At 43.4% G+C, this 15817-nt stretch carries 18 protein-coding genes; 8 read left to right on the plus strand and 10 right to left on the minus strand.

Features of this window, described 5'->3' with window-relative positions; translation table 11 throughout:
• Window positions 1–46: 46 nt before the first annotated feature.
• Both BAA9072_RS17950 and BAA9072_RS17955 read right to left on the minus strand, forming a co-directional pair.
• Complete coding sequence (locus tag BAA9072_RS17950) at window positions 47–769, minus strand: TerC family protein (protein ID WP_201716061.1); 723 nt, start codon at window positions 767–769, stop codon at window positions 47–49.
• Between the two features lie 237 nt (window positions 770–1006).
• Window positions 1007–1315 (minus strand): hypothetical protein, encoded by a 309-nt coding sequence (locus BAA9072_RS17955; protein WP_230980932.1) that lies wholly within the window; start codon window positions 1313–1315, stop codon window positions 1007–1009.
• A gap of 202 nt (window positions 1316–1517) precedes the next feature.
• Here BAA9072_RS17955 and BAA9072_RS17960 point away from each other — a divergent pair, with 202 nt between their 5' ends.
• The 3 genes from BAA9072_RS17960 to BAA9072_RS17970 are packed head-to-tail and all read left to right on the plus strand — an operon-like array spanning window position 1518 to window position 4567.
• A complete protein-coding gene (locus tag BAA9072_RS17960) occupies window positions 1518–2528 on the plus strand; it encodes a tripartite tricarboxylate transporter substrate binding protein (RefSeq protein WP_201716062.1) in 1011 nt (336 codons plus the stop codon).
• 53 nt (window positions 2529–2581) lie between these two features.
• A complete protein-coding gene (locus tag BAA9072_RS17965) occupies window positions 2582–3040 on the plus strand; it encodes a tripartite tricarboxylate transporter TctB family protein (protein WP_201716063.1) in 459 nt (152 codons plus the stop codon).
• 12 nt (window positions 3041–3052) lie between these two features.
• Window positions 3053–4567: a tripartite tricarboxylate transporter permease gene (locus BAA9072_RS17970; protein WP_201716064.1), complete on the plus strand. Its 1515-nt coding sequence runs from the start codon at window positions 3053–3055 to the stop codon at window positions 4565–4567.
• Window positions 4568–4610: 43 nt separating this feature from the next.
• Here the strand turns inward: BAA9072_RS17970 and BAA9072_RS17975 are convergent, their stop codons facing one another.
• Window positions 4611–5303 (minus strand): response regulator, encoded by a 693-nt coding sequence (locus tag BAA9072_RS17975; protein WP_201716065.1) that lies wholly within the window; start codon window positions 5301–5303, stop codon window positions 4611–4613.
• An 11-nt stretch (window positions 5304–5314) separates the two neighbouring features.
• Window positions 5315–6901 carry an ATP-binding protein gene (locus tag BAA9072_RS17980; RefSeq protein WP_201716066.1) on the minus strand — a complete coding sequence of 529 codons (1587 nt, stop codon included), beginning with the start codon at window positions 6899–6901 and terminating at the stop codon, window positions 5315–5317.
• A gap of 156 nt (window positions 6902–7057) precedes the next feature.
• Between BAA9072_RS17980 and BAA9072_RS17985 the strand changes: the two genes are divergently transcribed.
• On the plus strand, window positions 7058–7465 hold the full coding sequence (locus BAA9072_RS17985; protein ID WP_201716067.1) for a potassium channel family protein: 408 nt from the start codon (window positions 7058–7060) through the stop codon (window positions 7463–7465).
• 166 nt (window positions 7466–7631) lie between these two features.
• Here the strand turns inward: BAA9072_RS17985 and BAA9072_RS17990 are convergent, their stop codons facing one another.
• A complete protein-coding gene (locus BAA9072_RS17990; protein WP_201716068.1) occupies window positions 7632–8078 on the minus strand; it encodes a hypothetical protein in 447 nt (148 codons plus the stop codon).
• Window positions 8079–8088: 10 nt separating this feature from the next.
• On the minus strand, window positions 8089–8427 hold the full coding sequence (locus tag BAA9072_RS17995; protein WP_201716069.1) for an ASCH domain-containing protein: 339 nt from the start codon (window positions 8425–8427) through the stop codon (window positions 8089–8091).
• A 186-nt stretch (window positions 8428–8613) separates the two neighbouring features.
• Here BAA9072_RS17995 and BAA9072_RS18000 point away from each other — a divergent pair, with 186 nt between their 5' ends.
• From BAA9072_RS18000 to BAA9072_RS18015, 4 genes are all read left to right on the plus strand, one after another.
• A complete protein-coding gene (locus BAA9072_RS18000; RefSeq protein ID WP_201716070.1) occupies window positions 8614–9552 on the plus strand; it encodes a DMT family transporter in 939 nt (312 codons plus the stop codon).
• Between the two features lie 135 nt (window positions 9553–9687).
• Complete coding sequence (locus BAA9072_RS18005; protein ID WP_201716071.1) at window positions 9688–10236, plus strand: DUF3189 family protein; 549 nt, start codon at window positions 9688–9690, stop codon at window positions 10234–10236.
• Between the two features lie 104 nt (window positions 10237–10340).
• Window positions 10341–10484: a hypothetical protein gene (locus tag BAA9072_RS18010; RefSeq protein WP_201716072.1), complete on the plus strand. Its 144-nt coding sequence runs from the start codon at window positions 10341–10343 to the stop codon at window positions 10482–10484.
• A gap of 130 nt (window positions 10485–10614) precedes the next feature.
• Window positions 10615–11250, plus strand: a complete 636-nt coding sequence (locus BAA9072_RS18015) for an FMN-dependent NADH-azoreductase (RefSeq protein ID WP_201716073.1) — start codon at window positions 10615–10617, stop codon at window positions 11248–11250.
• 304 nt (window positions 11251–11554) lie between these two features.
• Here the strand turns inward: BAA9072_RS18015 and BAA9072_RS18020 are convergent, their stop codons facing one another.
• The 4 genes from BAA9072_RS18020 to BAA9072_RS18035 form a co-directional block, all read right to left on the minus strand.
• Window positions 11555–12829, minus strand: a complete 1275-nt coding sequence (locus BAA9072_RS18020; protein WP_201716074.1) for an MFS transporter — start codon at window positions 12827–12829, stop codon at window positions 11555–11557.
• A gap of 31 nt (window positions 12830–12860) precedes the next feature.
• On the minus strand, window positions 12861–14153 hold the full coding sequence (locus BAA9072_RS18025) for an alkaline phosphatase family protein (RefSeq protein WP_201716075.1): 1293 nt from the start codon (window positions 14151–14153) through the stop codon (window positions 12861–12863).
• Window positions 14154–14319: 166 nt separating this feature from the next.
• Window positions 14320–15111 (minus strand): polymer-forming cytoskeletal protein, encoded by a 792-nt coding sequence (locus BAA9072_RS18030; RefSeq protein WP_201716076.1) that lies wholly within the window; start codon window positions 15109–15111, stop codon window positions 14320–14322.
• Window positions 15112–15136: 25 nt separating this feature from the next.
• The gene (locus tag BAA9072_RS18035; protein ID WP_201716077.1) at window positions 15137–15772 is read right to left on the minus strand and encodes a DUF4004 family protein; all 636 of its coding nucleotides are present in this window, start codon (window positions 15770–15772) and stop codon (window positions 15137–15139) included.
• Window positions 15773–15817: the final 45 nt, after the last annotated feature.

Consider the following 15817-nt stretch of genomic DNA (forward strand, 5'->3'; position numbering starts at 1 on the left):
TTTCCCAAAACAAAAAGATGCCTACTGAAGTAAGCATCTATCATGGTTATGCATTATATTGTTCAACATTTTTATGATGTGATTGAGAACGCTTATTTGAAAGGAAACCACCAAGAAGAATAGCGGCCGTCAGAACAATTGTAATAATTGTAGTAATGACACCATGTTCAATATTGATCAGGTCTAAGAACTTTTCATCTGAAACGATCATTTCACCTGCAGTGTAGGCAAGGATCCCTGCTCCAAGGTAAGCAATCCAGCGGAATCTTTCAAGGATTTTCACAATGGCTTTCGAGCCGAAAATCATAATCGGGATCGAAATGAATACGCCAAGGGCGATCATGCCGATATGTCCATGTGCAGCACCTGCGACAGCAACGACGTTATCAAGACTCATTGCGGCATCGGCAATGATGATGGTCGTGATGGCTTGTCTAAGTCCGGTATGTGATTTGATATTGGCTTCCTCTTCATTTTCAACGAGTACCTGATAGGCAATCCATAGTAACAGAACGCCTCCTATAAGATGTACATAAGGAATCTGAAGTAAGTAAACGATGATGGCAGCAAAGAAAACACGCAGGATGACGGCACCAGCCGTTCCCCAAAAAATCGCTTTGTTTTGAAGGTCTTTCGGCAATCTTCTCGTTGCCATGGCAATGACAATCGCATTATCTCCAGATAGAATGATATCGATGGCTACAATTTTTAAAAGGGCAATGATTGCACCGGTGGAAATGGCAAGTCCAAGTGAAAATAAGAAGTCCATTTTGCTTCCTCCTTGTGTATATGAATCTATGAATAAAATACTAACTAATCTAGTATACCACATTTTTTTGATAGAAATACTTCTATCATTTTAAATGATTGGTTATCTCGCTCCCAAGGGAGGAAATTCATGGTTAATAGAGGAAACGTGAAATAGATAGAAATTTCCCGTTGTTTTATTAAAAAAGCAAAAGGAAATCCCCGCCTCCATTTAAGAGGCGGGGATTTTCCGATTTCATTAATATGGCGCATAAGGTGGATAGGAATAAGGGTAGGGATAGGGATAGGGGTAGGGATAGGGATATGCCGGCACTGGTACCGGGTAGGGGCCGGGTGCTGCAGCCGCTCCGACGGCTAAGCCTGTCACTGTCCCGGCAGCAAAACCGGGGTATCCCCAGCCATGACTCCAGTTCCCTCCGTGATTCCCATTTCCTCCCTGGTTCCAGTTTGTTCCGTGTCCCCAAGCCGCGTGACCGTGTCCATTTCCCCAACTTGCATGCCCTCCACCGCCGTGAGCAGGTCTATACATATTGTGTGGTAGATCCAATGTCATTCCCACCTTTCATAAAATAGAGGAGTGGTTACATCATATGTGGAGTTTGTAGAAGGGGAATACGGACATACCGTGAACTTTATAAACAAAATAGCCAAAAGGATTCTTTTGGAGTTTATTATCGATTTATTCTCATTCCTTTTTGAATTTCCTATAATGAAAGCGTTATCAGAAATGATTGAAGGGGGAAATCAAGATGAAGAAACAAGGTATTATGGCTCTTATTTTATCAAGTTTATTAGTCGTAACTACTGCATGTGGAAGTTCGGACTCGGCCAGCAACTCTGAAAGTGATGGGGAATGGACTCCGTCGAAGCCGATTGAAGTTGTGGCTCCGGCTGGTGCAGGAGGAGGCTGGGACACTACGGCAAGGACGGTATCAAAGGTAATGGAAGAACAGAAAATCATTGATCAGCGCATGGCGGTCGTCAATAAGCCGGGAGGAGGAGGCTCTGTTGGCTGGTCCTATATCAATGGGAAAGAAGGGGACAATCATACCATGTTTGTCACCTCACCACCGATATTCTTCGTGCCCCTCAATGGGCAATCGACCCTTTCCCACAAGGATTTTACACCGATAGCAGGGGTGATCGCCGACTATGCTGCGTTTGTCGTAGATGCTGATTCCCCGTATGATACGATGAATGATCTCGTGGATGCGTTGAAAAAGGATCCGACATCTGTTTCGATAGTCGGGGTCTCTTCACCGGGAAGCATGGATCATATGCAGTTCGTTAAAGCAGTAAAAGCAGCAGGTGTGGATGTGAAAAAACTGAAATATGTTTCCGCTCAGGACGGATCCGGTATGAGCATGCTCCTTGGAGGGAAGGTGGATGTCTACTCCACAGGTCTTGCAGAAGCATCCGAACAAGCCAGGGCCGGTAAGGTGAAGGTTCTCGCAATTACCGCTCCGGAGCGGTTGGAGGGAGATACCGTATCGGAGTTCCCTACGTTAAAAGAACAGGGGATTGATGATGAATTCGTTGTATGGCGTGGGTTCTTAGGCCCTAAGGATATGGATCCCGAAGCCGTTCTTTATTATGAAAAAGCGTTCAAGGAAATGATCGAAACAGATCAATGGAAGGAAATGCGTGATAAATTCGGCTGGACGGACAACTATATGTCTTCAGAAGAGTTCGGTCAATTCCTGGATGAGGAATACGAAGAAATCGAGGAACTGATGGAGGAAATCGGTTTGAAAAAATAGAGAACCGGGAGCAGGATTTTCTGTTCCCCCTTTCTTGATAAGGAGTGAATCATATGAGAACCAAACCAGATCGAATCATCTCACTTATACTACTAGTGTTTGCCGGGGTCTATCTAGCTCTTAGCTACCGGCTTCCTGCATTCCCATATGCGATCATCGACAGCGACGTTCTTCCTAAGGGGCTTGGATACCTGCTGATCATTTTAGCCATTGTCCTGTTTTTACAGGCGAAAGATGATACGGACGAAGATAAAAAGAGACGTTATGTAAAAAAAGAAGATGTCGTCATTTTGTTTTCCGTGCTTGCATCCCTGCTTGTTTATATTTTTCTATTAGAATCGGTGGGGTTTTTACTATCTACTATTTTGTTTTTGCTCGTGATCCCGTTCGTATTGGGATTCAAAAAGAAAGTGACGACTGTTCTGGTGGCCTTTCTTTTTTCAGGAGTCATGTATTACTCATTTAACTATCTTCTCAATATAACATTACCACAGGGGATTCTACCCTTTTAGGAGGTGACCAGCATGATTGAAAGTATCTTATATGGGTTTCAAGTAGCTTTCACGCCGGAAAACCTGTTCTTCGCCTTTATCGGTGTACTGGCCGGAACCATCATTGGTATGCTTCCGGGACTTGGTCCCATCAGCGCTATAGCGATCATGATTCCACTCAGTTACGGGATGTCCCCGGCTTCCGCGTTGATCCTGATGGCAGGGGTATATTATGGTGCCGTATTTGGCGGTTCCACTTCTTCGATACTACTAAATGCTCCAGGGATTTCCGGTACGGTAGCCACAGCGTTTGACGGGTATCCCATGGCGAAGCAGGGGAAGGCAGGGAAAGCCCTTGCTATTGCCGCTATCTCCTCCTTTGCAGGGGGGACAATCAGCGTCGTTGCTCTCATGCTTGTGGCGCCTTATATGGCGAAGCTTGCCATCACATTCGGTCCTACGGAGTATTTCGCCCTCATGCTTCTCGGCCTTACGGCAATATCCAGTTTATCTGAGGGATCGACAAATAAAGCACTGATTTCAGCGACGATTGGATTGATGGTCGCGACAGTAGGGATCGACCAGCAAACAGGTACGCAGCGGTTCACATTCGGAAATCCCGGTTTACTAGAAGGAATCGATTTTCTCATTATCGCACTGGGTTTATTTGCTCTATCCGAAGTATGTCAGCTGATTATTTCTCGGAATGAAAATACGTTGAAAGGAAAGGAAGCAGTTGGTAGTTTAAAGCTTGAAAAACACGAATTAAAGGAAATGGCTGGTCCGATCAGTCGTCACTCCGTCCTTGGCTTTATTCTGGGGGTTCTTCCCGGGGCTGGTGCCACGATTGCCTCTTTCCTATCCTATATTTCAGAGAAGCGATTATCGAAAGATCCCTCTTCATTCGGAAAAGGGAATATTAAAGGGTTAGCTGCACCTGAGACCTCGAATAACGCTGCAACAAGCGGCGCATTCGTACCTTTGTTGACATTGGGGATACCCGGCTCAGGGACGACAGCAGTTCTTCTTGGAGCCTTATTGGTAGTAGGGGTACAGCCGGGGCCATTGATGCTTCAGGATCATCCTGACGTTTTCTGGGGTGTGATTGCCAGCATGTATATAGGGAATCTATTTCTTTTAGTTCTCAACCTGCCCCTAATTCCCATTTTGGCAAAAATCCTCTATATCCCAAAGCAGTTGTTGATTGCATTGATTATTGTCTTCTGCATGATCGGGGTTTACGCAGTAAGCTTTAACGCATTTCATTTATACCTTCTGGTTGGATTCGGTGTATTGGGATATGTTTTGAAGATGTTTAAATTCCCAGCACCGCCCTTTATTCTTGCGTTTATATTGGGAGGGATGATGGAGCAATCATTCAGGCAGGCGATGACGATATCGAACGGGTCGTATGGTGTGTTCTTTCAGAGCAACATTACCATTGGATTATTGATCGTATCATTCATCTCCCTTGTCCTTCCATCTATATTGGGGCTAAGGAAGAAAGAGAAGAATGCACAGTTTGATAAGGTAAAGAAACAAGCCTGAGCATGGAAAAGCAGTGAGGCGTTCAACGCCTCGCTGCTTTCCTCTATTCTTGAAAAAAATATCTCCGTTGTGGTCTGCCGACACCACCATAAGTCAGCTCCACCCTGATTTTCTTCTGTGAGACCAGGTACTCTAGATAACGTCTGGCCGTTGTCCTGGTGACCCCGACCTCTCCAGCCATTTCTTCTGCCGTATATCCCTGATTGTCACCGATATCAATGGTCTTAATGATGGAATCCAATGTAATCGTATCGATTCCTTTCGGAGGCTCAGGGGACGTCTCGACCCCTCCTGTACGTTTCTTTCGGTTAAACAGATTATCTACTTCATATTGATTCTCTACTTGAGACTCATTCATTCTCTCCTTGTATTGCTGATATTTGAGGAGAGTATCTTCAAATCGGTTAAAGATGATCGGCTTTAGGATATAATCAAATGCACCGCCGCGGATTGCATTGGCGATATGCTCGGTCTCTTTCGCCGCCGTAACGAGAATGACATCCGTGTTACGGTAACCCTTTCTGATTTCCCATAGAAATTCACTGCCGGTTCCATCCGGGAAGTAAACATCAAGGAGTATCAAGTCCGGATTGACGACAGGTAACACTTTTTTGGCTTCTGTTATGGTGGTGGCGATCCCCCCCACCTGAAATCGTTCCAGTTGAGCGATATACTGACTGTTGATTTCAGCTGTTTTGATGTCATCTTCTATAATAAATACATTCCACTTACGCAAATCAATCCCCCCTAATGCTGCTTTGGAACACTGACTGTAAATAGGGCTCCCCCAAGCTCACTTTCTTCCACTGTCAAATACCCTTGCAGATGCTCCACGCTTTTCTGGACAAGGTGAAGGCCGATTCCCCGGTCCTTCCCTGCTTTAGTGGAATACCCCTTTTCAAATATGGATTCTATACGCTGAATTCCACCGCCGCTGTCCTCTATTTCAAAGATGAAATCATTTCCGAGATCCGTCATGAATAATTGAACATGCCTGTTGTGTTGAGGATAGGATAATACTTCTTCAAAGGCGTTATCGAGAATATTTCCAATGATCGTAATCAATTTTTCCCTTTGGATATCCGTAAGCCATGTGGTGATTAAACTGTCAGGATGTATCGAGAATGATACCTTCAGTTCATGAGACCGATTATATTTTCCAATGATCAGACCTGCCAGGACCGGATCGGGGACTGCTTTTAATAAAAATTGGATCAGGTCCTCATACCCTGAGGACTCTTCCTGAATGAGAGTCAAAGCTTCTTCATGATGCTGAAGCTGGATCAGACCGGCAATCGTATTCAATTTATTTCGATACTCATGGGTCTGAGACCTTAGTATACCTGCATATTCTTGAACTTGTGATAACTCCTTCGTAAGTTGATCGATTTCATCCTTTCTTCTAAAACTGGCCACTACGCCTACAATAGTTCCTTCTTCTAAAATCGGAAGGCGATTGACGATGAGGTCATGATGATTCAATGAGATTTCATCGTCAAGCTGACTTTCTCTCGTTTCCAGCACATCCACCATTTTCGTATCAGGGATGACATCTAAAATATGCCTGCCCCTATTTGAATATTGATGATGAAGTGCCAGAATACTGTGGGCATTAGCGTTAATTTCAGTTATCAATCCATGCTGATCGATGGCGATGATCCCTTCCCGGACCGATTCGATGATCGCGCGCTTTTCTTTGAACTGCATGGCAATTTCCTTAGGCTCCAACCCGAAGATTGCTTTCTTGATTCCTTTTCCAATGAAAAAGGATCCGACGATTCCGATTAATAGGATGATGGCGACGAGAGTTAACACCTTTGTACGGTAAGGAATGACAATGTCGTGGATACTATCCTCAAGAAATCCGACTGACACGACACCGATGATTTCATTTTGCTCGTTTCTGATCGGAACCTTTCCTCTGACAGAAGGACCCAAAGATCCCGTCGCATGAGAAACATAGGACTTCCCCTTCATCAAAGCCCTATCATTATCTCCACCGACCATCTTTTTTCCAAGCCGTTCACTCAAAGGATGGGAATAGCGGACAGACTCTTTGTTGCCGACTACAATGAAAGTGGCACCGGTTTCTTTACGGATGTCTTCTACTAAAGGTTGGATGATATCTTCCGGTTGTTTTTGACTGAATGCTTCGGTGACAGCAGGCATCTTAGAGACAGATTGTGCCACTGCAAGTGCCTGCTTTCCTTTCAAGTCTGTCAGAGTATCTGTTAACATTCGAAAAAAAATGACTGAAAGGGATAATATCAAAACGGACAGAAGTGCTAATACAATGACGATAATCTTTGACTGAAGTGAAAACTTTTTCATCATGGGTTCCTTCTTTTTTAGAAAATTCTATTATTACTAGAATAAAAGAGTTGGAGGGTTTGTACAAGAGAAGAAGAAAATCAGGAAGTGAAGTGTTTGAAACAAACAAAATGTGGTATAGGAAACATAGTCTATTTTCAGAGGAGGATCTACAACGTTTTGGCAACCATCGTTACAATAGGAGCTATTCTATTTATCTTGGTAAACCTAATCTATTTCTTTAAGGATAAGCATTTCAAATACAGCTACTTCAGTACAGCGCTCTTTTATAAGTTGTTCTTTGTACTTCTCAGTCTCATGATTGCATTTGCTGTACTCTATTTTGCACTGTCGTATGATAATCCGATGCTTCGGGTAAGCTCGCCGAGTGGAAAGCCGGTGGAGCATTCATTCCTCAATTATCTTTATTATAGCGGAGTGACCATACTGTCAGTCGGGTACGGGGACTATATTCCAACGGGACATCTCAGGTTCTTTGCGTTGCTGGAAGCAGCAATCGGACTGTTACTTCCGACTGCCTATTTTATGAAGGTATTGGAGTCAAAAGGGAGGAAGGAAGATGAATAGGTTATCTTGGTATCCAAACAGTGCTTAATTTGGCACAAGTTTATCAAACGGTTGCTTAATACAAGGTGGGGATCGTTCGATCACCATTGTAATGAAGATGACTCAATCATTCACATCCATAAAAAAAGCGTGAACCCGGTACAATCATCAACCGGGTTCACGTACTTTACACCCACATCCCCGGCTTTACTACCATAAACCATAGCATCGCCAGGAGGAGAATGAGATAAATCCAAACGGTTCGATGTAACTTTCCAACCAGCCTATCCCTGTCTGCATCATCCTCTCCGAATTTCCGCAGTGTCGGCGAGAATGCACGTGCGAGAAAAAAAAGGGAGCAGAACATGATGACAAGGGTCATAATGATCCACGGCGTCGTCCATGTCCATGGTCCGAGAAGGACAAGGAGGATTCCTGTTCCAACAAGGACGTGTCCGGAATGCTTGGAAAGTCGCACGGAAAAGCGGAACGTGTCCAGGTATGAAGGCAGGATGGACTCAGAAGCGGTACGTAGCTTCTGAGTCATCGGCAATAGTATAAAGAATGGCCCGATGGAGGCGACAACACTAATCACATGTAGATAGATCACTGTTTTGTATAGTAGATGCACCATGTGAAGAACTCTATTCCGTCACTAAACTGAATTCGTGAACCCATACTTTCATCCCTGGATGCCAAGGCATTCCGGGATGGTAGGAGAGGATGGTTTGTTTATATTCCTCCACAGTTTGAAAACCTTCTTGCAAGGCATGCTCGTCCGTCAGCTCACCAAGTGATTGTGAATAGACGTTGTTCACTATGTATTTTTTTCCCTGTAGCTCCATGATTTCGCCGATATCAGCATATCTTCCATTTCGGCGAGTAGCTGTTTTCGTTCCTTGAAGCACCTTTTCAACATCTTCAGCTTTAGTGACCAAACGCTCGATGGTGCATGTTTTCGCTGGCAGTTCTTGATTTGTCATTTTTGAAAAACCCCTTTCGACCTTTACTATAGCATACTCAGGGATTGTACAGCATGTGGATGTTTCTTGTCCCGCCCTATAACCCCCCCATTGGTTACAAAAGTGAATTTCTTTTTCTAGCGGAGAAGGTTATTGGATGCTATGATTGGATGAAATATCAGATATAGAAAGAAGGCTTCGGGAGTATTGAAAAAGTGGCAAACGTATTTGATTCTTGTTTTAATCATGTTGGTTTGGGGCTTTAATGTCCCTGCTCTGAAAACCCTCGTAAGTGAATTTACACCTGTTACAATTACATCACTTCGAATTTTCACTGCAGGAATCACCGTCTTTATTGTCCTTGGTTTTATGGGTAAGATCAGAAAACCTACAAGGAAGGAATTCCTGTTTATCATTACCGGCGGCCTGTTGAACGTGGTCAGTCACCATTATTTTTTATCAGTCGGGTTAACGGGAACGTCGTCTACAAACGGTGGACTGATCCTTGGAACGGGACCGCTGTTAACAGCTTTAATGGCGACGATCATCCTTCGAAACCGGCCTACGGTGATTAAAATCATCGGTTTTCTTTCGGGCAGTATAGGAGTGTCAATCATTGTATTGTCAGGCGGGGAAGGATTGGGTGGCTTGAAAATGGGGGATTTGTTCATTTTCATCTCCATTTTCTCACAAGCCCTTAGTTTCATCGTCATCAGCCGTGCTGCAAAAACATTGGATCCCCGTTTACTGACAGGATATATGCTAGTATTCGGTTCCATTATTCTATTTGTTATCAGTCTGATCACCGAACCGGGGGGACTTAAACAATTAGGTGATGCTTCGGTTTCGATATGGGTTCTATTCTTTGCCTCTGCTATAGTGGCGACCGCTGTGGGACATATGATCTATAACCACTCCATAGGGAAGTTAGGTGCTGCGGAAACATCGATTTTCCTGAACCTTAATACCTTTTTCTCCCTTGTTGGTGCAGCCATGTTTCTTAATGAAACCGTAACGTTTTATCATCTGATCGGACTGGTATTCATCGTACTTGGAGTCGTATGCGGTTCAGGGACACTTGAAGAATTTGTGGTGAAAAGGAAACAAAGACGGTTCCTGGAGGGAAAGCAACATCATAAAATGTAGATGACGATAGGTAAACAAAAAATCCTGCTTTCCCTTTCAAGGAAGCAGGATTTTTGTCGAATCGTATCTGAACGGATACACTCTGACCATTTTAGTTCATACTTAAAGAAACAGAACTTTATAAAGGGTGATCGAATGATTTATATTTATAACGATTTCGGCGGGACACATACGACGTCCCTGGCTGCTGCATATCACTTACATCTATTAAAGCGGGGGAACTTAACAAAGAAGGATATTCTTTCTGTTCCTTTCTTTAACCAACTTACAAAAAAGGACACGGGCCACATTTTTTATCATGGAATGGATGAAGAAGATAACCCGGTTTATACAATTGGGCGCAGGAATTCCAAGTATGTTGTCCCTGCCTTAACAGATTTAAGTGAAATTCTGCTTAATAGATACGGGCAAAGAGAGAAGATCATCATTTCCAACACTTCACCCACAGTACCGCCCTTAATGACAGCGGGAGGTTTCTTCTCCAGGGAGCTAAGAATGGATTGGATCGGTGTTCCTCTTCTTGTTAAAGGTGCGCAGCAATGCCATTGCCTCATTCAGCATCTCGTAGAGGAAACCAAGCAGGTAGCTGCAGCCTCCCATGAGCAGGTGGTTGTACTAGAAAATAAAAAGTATCAATATAGAGGGGGAAAAAGGATATCTTACAAAAGTGAAGAATATATATAATGAGTATATGATACTGGGCACAAAGTCTGTTTCCTGTATGCTCATAATGGACTGAATAGGTATGATCAGAATGGTCATACTACAGTAAGACGGAGGTGTCGACATTGGAATTTAAACCATTTCACTTTGATGGCAGTCACCATTTTATGGCAGGTGAAACAGAAGAAAACACTCCATTTGAACTAACAGACGAAATGAGAAAAAATATTGGGGGAAATCCTTTTGAAGTACCGAGTGAGGAAGAGTAAGGAATTTCTCGGGTGGAATGTTGACCTAAACAGTCGGCATTCTTTTTTTTATCTGGGTATTGAGGATAATTACATCCATATCTTCACAAAATACGATTGTGAATAATATGAAGCAAAGGATGGATGATGAATGGCAAAAGTATTATATATAACAGCGCATCCCCATGACGATACTCAATCGTACAGCATGGCTGTAGCGAAAGCATTCATGGAAACGTATAAGGAAGTAAACCCAGACGATCAAGTGATTCACCTAGATTTATATCGGGAACATATTCCCCATATAGATGCAGATGTCTTCAGCGGCTGGGGGAAGCTTCAATCAGGTAAAGGGTTTGAGGAACTTACTTCGGAAGAGCAAAACAAAGTGAATCGTCTGAATGAATTATCCGACCAGTTCATCGGAGCAGATAAGTATGTATTTGTTACACCATTTTGGAATTTCTTATTTCCGCCTGTCATGAAAGCATATATTGATTCTGTTGCAGTGGCAGGAAAGTCGTTCAAGTACACGGAGCATGGTCCGGTCGGATTATTGACGGACAAGAAAGCGATCCATATCCAGGCCAGGGGCGGTATTTACTCTGAAGGACCTGCTGAGGGCATGGAGATGGGGCATCGCTATTTAAACCTTATCATGCAATTTTTTGGCGTACCTTCCTTTGATGGTGTATTTGTGGAGGGGCATGCGGCAATGCCTGATAAAGCGCAGGAAATCAAGGAAAATGCCATTGTACGTGCGAAAGATGCAGCGCATACTTTTTAATCATCTTGAAGCAGAAGGAAGAGACTGGGATATAACTAAATCTATACATTCTAAAGACGAACAATAAGATCACGGGTTACACCGCTGCCCGATTCTTTGCAAGGCTCTCTCTACCAGTTTTTCTTCGCTTAGAAGCGAATCTGGAGCCTGGATTTTAGAACATCATTTTTTATCTCTAAAATTCTGAACTTTTTCAGTGGCCCCGCTTTCGCTCCTGCGGGGGCTAACCTATTCCGCTTTTCCCATTTAAAATCCGAACGAGTTAGATTTTTATCAAATCACTCGTTCGGATTTTTCTTTCTTATTATAGAATCGCAGGCTTATCGATTTTATTTTCTTTTGGCTCGGGAACGAAAGCGAGAATGACAATACCGATGATGAAGAGAATAACAAGGCTGAACACCCCACTATTGGACTCCCCTGTCACTTGCGCAGTGACGGCCACTAGTAAAGGGCCGAGAATCGATGCGAATTTCCCAAAAATATTATAGAAGCCAAAAAATTCGTTGGCATTTTTCTTCGGGATCAGTTTAGCAAAATAGGCCCTGCTGAGTGCCTGGATGCCTCCTTGAGATGAGGCAACGAGCATGGCGAGAATCCAGAAGTCCATGGTTGTTTCTAAGAAATAGGCGTAAATACAAACGATGATATACACGGATATTCCCACATACAACATCTTTTTCCCAGTGAATCGTTCTGCCAGTCTTCCATATAGAATGGCAAATGGCCCAGCCACTACCTGAGTTACAAATAGAATGATCAAAAGGTTCGTGGCCGTGATCCCAAGATCCGATCCGTAGGCAGTAGACATAGTAATAATGGTTCCGACTCCGTCAATATAAAAGAAATAAGCGAGAAGAAACAAAAATAATGCCCGGTATTTCCTGATTTCTTTCATCGTTTTACCAAGCCGTTTAAAGCTATTCGCAACAGGGCTTGGTTCACGCTGGATAAAATAGCGCTGGTGTACATTTTTTAACAGTGGTATGGAGAAGATCCCCCACCATAATGCCGTGATTACAAATGCGATCTTACTTGCGACGGTGACGGAGAAGGGCAGTGTCCCATTCTGTGACAAGATGATGATGGCGATGCTTATGATGAACGGAATCGTGCTTCCGATATATCCAAATCCGAACCCCCGGGACGAAACACGATTCATCCTGTCTTCCGTCGTAACGTCGGTCAAGAAAGCATCATAAAATACGTTCGAACCGGCCGACCCCACGGCAGCCACTGTATAAAAGATCAATAAGAGCAGCCATTGATCACTCGGGACAAAAGCGAGTAGGGCGGTGAATGTCACCCCTAATGCAAAGAAGAAGGAAAAGAACTTCTTCTTATACCCCTCATAATCGGCGATGGTACCAAGTATGGGACCGATCATGGCGAGGATAAAGGTCGCAATGGCAATGGTATAACCCAAATAGGCCGTTGAATTAGCTGCACTGACCCCGGCATTTGTAGCGGCAGCTTTATAAAAAAGTGGAAAGACGGCAGTAGAAATGATGATGGAATACGCAGAATTCGCCCAATCATAATAAATCCAGCTGCTTTCTTCTTTCGAAAATCGCTTCATTGTTTTTCCCCCTAAGGAAACAAAATCTTCTTTAATTATCCAATAATTCTTCAATCGGTGTTCCGTCTATATCTTTTAAGCTGAGGCCGAGCAATTTCGCAAAAGTTGGTCCTTCATCAATGAGACGCATAGAAGGAATCTCAATGTTTGAACGAATTCCTTTTCCGGCCGCCATAAGGATCGTCGAGTAGTTGTCTTTTTTTGGAGAATAGCCGTGAGAGCCATACGTATAACGTTTTTCCTTCACATCTTCCGGGGTGATTGTATGAATGTAGGATCCGTTCAGTGCATCTTTAAAATAAAAACCTAAACGAGCCTCAAGCATAAAAGCACAATGTTCATCGGCTCCCATTTTGGCGGCTTCTTCCCCAGTGAAGATTGTTTCAATTCCATTGGAAGGGTCAGGTTGTACCCGTTCCAAAAGTAACTTTATTTCTTGAGTGGTTTCCCGATCTTTTGTATACACGTAGGCAGAACCATCACACCCTTTGCAATACGCTTTCCAATTAGAGACCTTCTCTCCGGTTACAGTGATAAATCCTCTTTCCTTTAATAGGATATTAAGTTGAACAGCCATCGATTCATCGAGGGCACTATGATCCCCTAGGGCGATAATTGTCGATTTATCATATATGCCGTTTTCCTTCAATGCTTTTATGATTCTTCCCAACCGGTCATCGTGGCGGCGTAGGGCCTCATGTGCTTTGTCAGAAGAAAAACCGTGGTAATGCCGCTCGGTATCAAGGTCCGTAAAGTGCACAAGAAGTAAGTCAGGTTTCATTTTTATCGTTTCAACCGTCGACTCGAGGACGAAATCATCAAGCTCAGGCTGAGCCAGGCCGTTGCGCATATGGCCAAAAAGGCGATTCATTTTTAATTGATAAAGAGGACTGCCGTTCAACAGAGAAACAAGGATTTGATTATGCCAGGGACGATTGGCGAAAATTTCCGGCATGTTATAGTCGATATCCGCTTTGGCTGTCACCGGCCAGAGCAGGGCAGCGGTTGTCATCCCGGCTCTTCTTGCTTCATCATACAGGGTCGTCCCGTTGATGGATTTCCGGTACCAGTGCCAGTCAGGGGACTTCCATCCCGGTTGAAGGAGTGTATTATTCACAACACCATGGCGGTTAGGGTACTTGCCGGTGACAATCGTTGCATGACAGGGATAGGTGACAGAAGGGTAAATCGATTCAACCTTTTTGCAAAAGGATCCATGTGCAAGTAATTCCTGGAAGTGGGGAAGACCTTTTAGTATGGGATAATCCAAGGCAGACAAACAATCGAAAGAGATGACTATCAGGTGATCGGTCAAACGTTTCATAAAGTCCTCCAATATTCGTAGGAATGTACTATATACCTATTAATATAGCAGAACATTCAGAATAAAAATATGAAATTTCGATTATGTGGAAGTTAAGGGGATGTAAACAGAGTGGGGGAATGTTAAAAAAACAGGGAAGGCAGAACCCCTCCCTGTCACCATAATATTAGATTTTTACTTTTTTTCCGATACGGCTGTCCTTGTGTACATCAATAGAGTCGGAGTATTCTACCGTAACGATATCACAGTTCTCACTAATCACGACATTTTTACCGCGAACGAGTTTCGCTTTCGTATTCTCAAGGTAGATTTCGTCACCCTCGATTAAGTCCGAATATAAATAATCTTCCTTTTGAAGGAAAAAGTTGACCACTTGCTTAATCAGTTTGTTCGAGTTATGGTGTGTTACTGATATTTTCTCGCCGCCAATTTCTTTAATGGACGATTCATGGTTGATTTCAATCTGAACGTTGTCGGCATTGAGCAATCCATCAATGTGAACAGAGCCGGAAGAAGAGAAGGTTTCGACTTCGCAATCCTGCCCTACCTTTAGAGAGCCGCTCGCTTTGATCTGTCCGCCTTGAATCTTTCCACCCACCTTGCATGAACCGCTTACCTTGAATTTCTTAATGATAAGATCCCCGCTCACTTTACTGGATCCACTTATGTTCATTTCAGCCGCCATAACGGAGCCGTCGTACTTAGAACTGCCACTCGTTGAAATTATTTCGGCTTTGGTATCTCCTTCGATGGTGGAAGAACCGCTTGTTTTGATGACACCTGCTTTTACATCACCCGCCACTGTACCTGATCCAGAAATTTTCATCTCACGGCAGTCAATATCACCTGCGATTTTTCCGCTTCCACTGATTTTTACTTCATCAAATTGTCCTCCCCCTGAGGTTCCGGATCCACTTATCTTCAAGTCATGCAACTTTTTCTTTTCCACTGTATTCATCCTATTTTCCTCCAATTCAGGGATGTCAGATCCCTTTTGTTTTCGTTAATGTTATTTTCAATTCTTCCAACATTTGTTGTAAATCGAATCTCAATGCGACTTGAGCCATATGGTCCACCCTGAATTCTGAAGGGAGGGGCAGGAGCATCCATATATACGCTTCCCCTTTTCGAATACCGATAAGTTCAAGGGAAGACTCCTTCAATGGAGTAAACTTCTGATGAAGAAAAAGAAACAGGGTTTGCTTAGCTTCTTTAGGAATCTCTAACCTGTGTGACCTTTCGATAATCACCATATTTAAGATATCCTGGAATTCATAAGTGTTTTTCATTGCAAAAAGCGATGTACAGAAAGTTATGGTCTGTTCTGAAAGAATATTGAGTGAGCATAATTCTTTGTCTGTGAATTCGATCTTGGTGGGGTTTGGTGAAAAGAAATCCGAAAGCTCATCCAGGGAATATCCATCTTTCATCTCTTTGATCGTATCGATGCGGGCAAGCATCTTTTCCCTGGGGAAGAATGTTTCCTGACCGGTGTAGCTGGATTTCTTGATAAACCAGCTTTCGGGTATAATATTCTTTCGTTTCCACCTGTAAAGCTGCCCGTAGGATATGCCGCTCAGTTCCAATACTTCTTTTTTTGAAATAAGATTTGTTTCCATTCAGGGATCACCTTTTTCGTAACAAAACATTGTTACGTTACTTTA

This window comes from Rossellomorea arthrocnemi (assembly GCF_904424705.1).
Lineage (GTDB): Bacteria > Bacillota > Bacilli > Bacillales > Bacillaceae_B > Rossellomorea > Rossellomorea arthrocnemi.